The organism is Microbacterium sp. Bi128 (assembly GCF_918698205.1).
This window is the reverse complement of the sequence record NZ_CAKKMM010000352.1, coordinates 1-4,447: the sequence shown is the minus strand read 5'-3', so window position 1 is coordinate 4,447 and position 4,447 is coordinate 1. Positions and strand designations below refer to the sequence as shown.

Here is a 4,447-nt window from a genome sequence, read left to right as displayed (position 1 = left end):
GCTCGAGGACATGTCCCTCACGCGCGCCGTGCTTGCTACATAAATGGGCACCCGCCATAGGCGTCTAATTCACGCATTCTTTTGTTGCTTTCAAACTAAAGTGCGGTAGCATGAGTAACGGCGCCGGGGTTCCTTCCGAACCCGTTCTCCGTCGTGATGGTGCGCCGGAGGCACAATACGTCGCGTCGACGGCCCGATCGTTCGGGTAGATCACTATGCCACTTTCACCTTTGAGACTCCGTCTCCTTGTTATCTCCCTGCTCACGGTTTCGTTCCTCGGGGCCCTGGACCACACCGTGGTGTCCACATCCCTGGCTACGGTTGCGGGTGAGCTGGGCGCGCTGAAGCTCATGAGCTGGGTTGTTGTGGGATACACCCTCGCGAGCACAGTGCTGCTCCCGGTGCTCCGCAAACTAGGTGATGTCCTGGGAGCCCGCCGGATCTTCCTCGGTTCGCTGGTGATGTTCCTGGCGGCCTCCCTGGCCTGCGGCTTCTCGCAGGACATGGCCTGGCTTATCGCCGCGCGCGTCCTGCAGGGGATGAGCTCCGCGGGCCTGCAGCTGATGTCGCAGACCATCATCGCCAGGGTCACCTCGCAGCGGGAACGTCCGCGCTACATGGCCATCATTGGCGCAGCTTTCCCCATCGCGGTCCTGGTTGGACCCGTTCTCGGCGGCGCCATCACCGATTACTGGGGATGGCAGTGGGTTTTCTGGATCAACATCCCGGTGGGCGCTGCAGCCCTGGCCCTTGCCCTGGTTGCCGTTCCCCACCTGGAGCCTGGCCCCATGCCCCGCCACTTCGATGTTGCCGGGGCGGCTGTATTTACCGCCGCACTGGTGGCCCTTGTCCTCGCCGCCACCTGGGCCGCAGAACGCAGCGCGGGCCCCGCCACCGCTGCCGCGCTCGCGGTCAGCATGCTGGGCTTTGTTGCCTTCTACTTTGTTGAGCGCCGCGCACCCGAACCCATCGTCCCCCTGCATTTCTTCGCCAACCGGACCATCGCGGCAGGCACCGCACTCTCGGCGATTATCGGCGTCGGCCTCTTCTCCATCACCGCCTATTTGCCCACATACGTCCAAATGGCGTACCAGACAACCGCCACCGTGTCCGGGCTCGTGCCGATCGCAACCGTGTTCGGCATGCTGACCAGCAACCTGCTCACCGGATGGCTGGCCAGCAGGACGGGGCGGTACCGGATCTTCCCCATCCTGGGAACATCGTTGGGGGCCGCCGGACTCTTTGTGATGGCGGTGCTGCCCGCCGGGCTTCCGCTGTGGGTTCCCATGATCGTCATGGCCGTTGTTGGGATGGGCACCGGCGCGTTCATGAGCCTGATCGTCACTGTGGTCCAGGGAGCTGTTCCTGCCAGCCAGACCGGCACCATCACCGCGACCATCAACCTGGTGCGGCAGGTGGGCTCAACAGTGGCGACGGCGATTATCGGCGGGGTGATCGGCTTCGGCGTGGCGGCCCTCTTGCCGGCGGGCCTGGACGCTTCCACCCTGACCCCGCAACTGGTCAAAGGGGCCGCTCCGGCAGTGCAGGCCAGCGTGGCTCAGATCTACGGCTCAGTCTTCGCCCCCATCTTTATTGCCTTGGCGGCCACGTACGCCGTGGGAATAGTCGCGGCGGTCCTGCTTCCGCACGGGCGCCTCTCCGACGAACCCGTTCCCGCCCCCCAAACAACTTCCGAATCCCTTTCGGCCTGATTTCAAAGGAGACATCATGTCCAACCCAACCATCGCCATCGTCGGCAGCGGGCCCATCGGCTCCACCTATGCGCGGGTGCTCCTCGAGCAGGTCCCGAACGCGCGGGTGGTGATGTTCGAAGCCGGACCGCAGGTGACGGAGGTTCCCGGCGAAAGCGTCCGCAACATTGCCGACCCTGGCGAAAAGGCTCGTGTCACCGAGGGCATGTTCACCGCCCGCCAGGGAACCCACCTTCTGGACTTCGGCGGCGCGGGCTCCGCCCACGCCTCGAGTTTTCCCACGGCGGCTGCGGCCACCAACGTGGGTGGCCAAGGTGCGCACTGGACCTGCGCGACGCCGTCGCCCGCCTTCAGTGAAAAAGTCCCCTTCATAGCTGACGAGGAATGGGACGGTCTGATTGAGGACGCGAAGCAGCTGCTGCACGTCCACAGCGCAGCGTTTGCCGACTCCGCCGTTGGTGAGGCCATTCGGACCCTCCTCGATGAAGAGTTCGGCGCGGAGCTGCCGGAAGGGTACGGCGTGGGCACCCTTCCGGTTGCCGGGGACCCGCAGCCCGACGGCTCGGTGCGCTGGGCGGGGGCCGACGTCGTCCTCGGCCCGCTGATCGACAAGGACAGCCCGCTCTCGAAGCAGTTCGAACTCCGTGACCTCACCCTGGTCCGCCGCGTGGAACTGGACGGACACCGGGTCACCGGTGTCACCGTCGAGGACCTCCGCACCGGGGAGAAGTCATTCGTGGCAGCAGACATCGTGGTGGTGGCCGCCGATGCCTTCCGCTCCCCGCAGCTCCTCTGGGCATCCGGTGTGCGGCCGCAGGCCCTCGGCCACTACCTGACCGAGCATCCCGTGGTCATCTCCACGGTGGCGCTGGACGCCGAAAGGATGGGGCGGTACGCCACCGAAGAAGACCTTAAGGCCGAGCTGGCCCGGCGCGCACTGAACCCGGCAGACCCCGTCGCGGCGGTCAACCGCATCCCGTTCTCAGAGCCGGAACACCCCTTCTCCGTCCAGGTCATGTACACAGAGACCACGCCGTTCCCAATGGAGCCGGGAACCCCGTACTCCGAGAACCGCTGGGGCTACGTCAACATGGGCTACGGCATGCGCAAGCACCCGCGCTACGAGGATGCCGTCACGTTCGACGACAATGAGCCGGACTACCGGGGATTCCCCAACATGAGAATCGAGTATGCGCTCACAGAACGGGAAAACGCGGAAATCGCCGAGGCAACCGAGCGGCTGCGGCGTGCCGGCAAGGCCCTGGGCGCCTTCGTGGCCGAGCCCAGGCTAATGCCGAACGGCTCGAGCCTGCACTACCAGGGCACCATGCGCATGGGTGAAACCGACGATGGCACCTCGGTGGCGGATCCCTGGTCACGCGTGTGGGGCTACAACAACCTGGTGGTGGGCGGAAATGCGCTCATTCCGACGGCCACGGCCATGAATCCCACGCTGATGAGCGTGGCCATCGCCGTCCGCGGTGCCCGGAAGGTTGCTGAGGAGCTTGGTTCGCAGAGTGCCTAGGTCAGCTGCTCGTTGGGGCTCAGACGCCCGCCAGCTGTGGCCGGGCTGACGTCGAGGCACGGATAACCTGTGGGTATGAAGAACCTGGACCTCAACCTGCTGCACCAGCTGCAGGTCCTGCTGGAACTGCGGAATATCTCCCGGGCAGCCGAGAGGCTCCAGCTCAGCCAGCCGGCCACCAGCGCCGCAATGGCCAGGCTCCGGCGCCATTTCGACGACGAACTCCTGGTGCGGAACGGCCGCGCCTATGACCTCACGCCCTTCGCACAGTCCCTGGTCCCGCTGGTTGATGAAGCCATGCTTCACATCCAGCGGGCCACGCGGGTGCGGTCCGGCTTCGACGCCGGCACGAGCGAGCGGGAGTTCATTATCGCCGCCTCGGATTACGCGGCGGCCCTGATCGTGGGGCCGCTGCGGGGGATACTGCGCGAGGAGGCCCCCGGAGTGTCGGTGGATTTCGTTCCCACAGCCAAGTCCGGGATCCAGGGCCAGATGGCCGACTACTCAAAAATCGACCTGCTCGTCGGGCCCACGGGATACCAGATGCAGGGAGCCAGCAAGCAGCTGTTCCGGGACAGCTTTGTTGCTGTGGCTGACACCGGAAATCCCCTGCTCCAGCGGCCCCGGCTCACCGTGGAGGACCTGGCCACCGTTCCCCACGCCGTCGGCTATTTCGGTGAGGGAATCAGCACCCCGGCGGACAAGCTGTTCGAATCGCGAGGTATTCAGCGCCGCGTGGCGGCTGTGGTGGCCGGGTTCCTGTCCCTGCCACTCCTGGTGGAAGGGACAGACCTCGTGGCGCTCGTCCCCGGGATGCTGGCAGCACGGGCCCAGCGCGGCGCGGATATCGTTGTGCTGGGGTTCTCCGAAGGCGCTGAAGCGTCCCTCGTGGAAGCGATGTACTGGCACCCGTCCCAGGCGGAGGACCCTGCCAGCGTCTGGCTGCGTTCCGTGGTCCAGCGGGCCTGTTCGCGGCTGCACGAACTCTTCCCCATCACCGCGCACCCGGTAACTATCCACGCGGCGGATACCACCTAGAACCAAAGCGCCGTTCCCCATCCGGACCATCCCTGCGAAAGTCGAAGAAACGTACTTTCGAAAGGGATCCCCCATGCCTGTCTCCAGCCAGCGCCTCGACGGCAAGACCGCCGTCATCACCGGAACGGCCAGCGGCCAAGGCAGGGCGGCGGCGCTCGCCTTCGCCGAGGCG

Annotated in this window: 3 protein-coding genes; all 3 read left to right on the top strand. The window is 65.8% G+C overall.

Annotation, left to right across the window (positions count from 1 at the left end; translation table 11 throughout):
* Window positions 1-230 precede the first annotated feature (230 nt).
* The 3 genes from LQV45_RS18800 to LQV45_RS18790 all read left to right on the top strand — a co-directional run bounded on the left by LQV45_RS18800 (window position 231) and on the right by LQV45_RS18790 (window position 4,275).
* Entirely contained in the window at window positions 231-1,712 is a 1,482-nt protein-coding gene (locus LQV45_RS18800; protein WP_230008325.1) for an MFS transporter, read from the top strand.
* A gap of 16 nt (window positions 1,713-1,728) precedes the next feature.
* The gene (locus tag LQV45_RS18795) at window positions 1,729-3,237 is read left to right on the top strand and encodes a GMC oxidoreductase (RefSeq protein WP_230008324.1); all 1,509 of its coding nucleotides are present in this window, start codon (window positions 1,729-1,731) and stop codon (window positions 3,235-3,237) included.
* Between the two features lie 75 nt (window positions 3,238-3,312).
* Window positions 3,313-4,275, top strand: coding sequence for a LysR family transcriptional regulator (locus tag LQV45_RS18790; RefSeq protein ID WP_230008323.1), 963 nt, complete (start codon window positions 3,313-3,315; stop codon window positions 4,273-4,275).
* Window positions 4,276-4,447 lie beyond the last annotated feature (172 nt).

Coding starts and splice junctions, on each gene's coding strand:
- LQV45_RS18795 (WP_230008324.1), top strand. CDS start 1,729: ATGTCCAACCCAACCATCGCCATCGTCGGCAGCGGGCCCATCGGCTCC.
- LQV45_RS18790 (WP_230008323.1), top strand. CDS start 3,313: ATGAAGAACCTGGACCTCAACCTGCTGCACCAGCTGCAGGTCCTGCTG.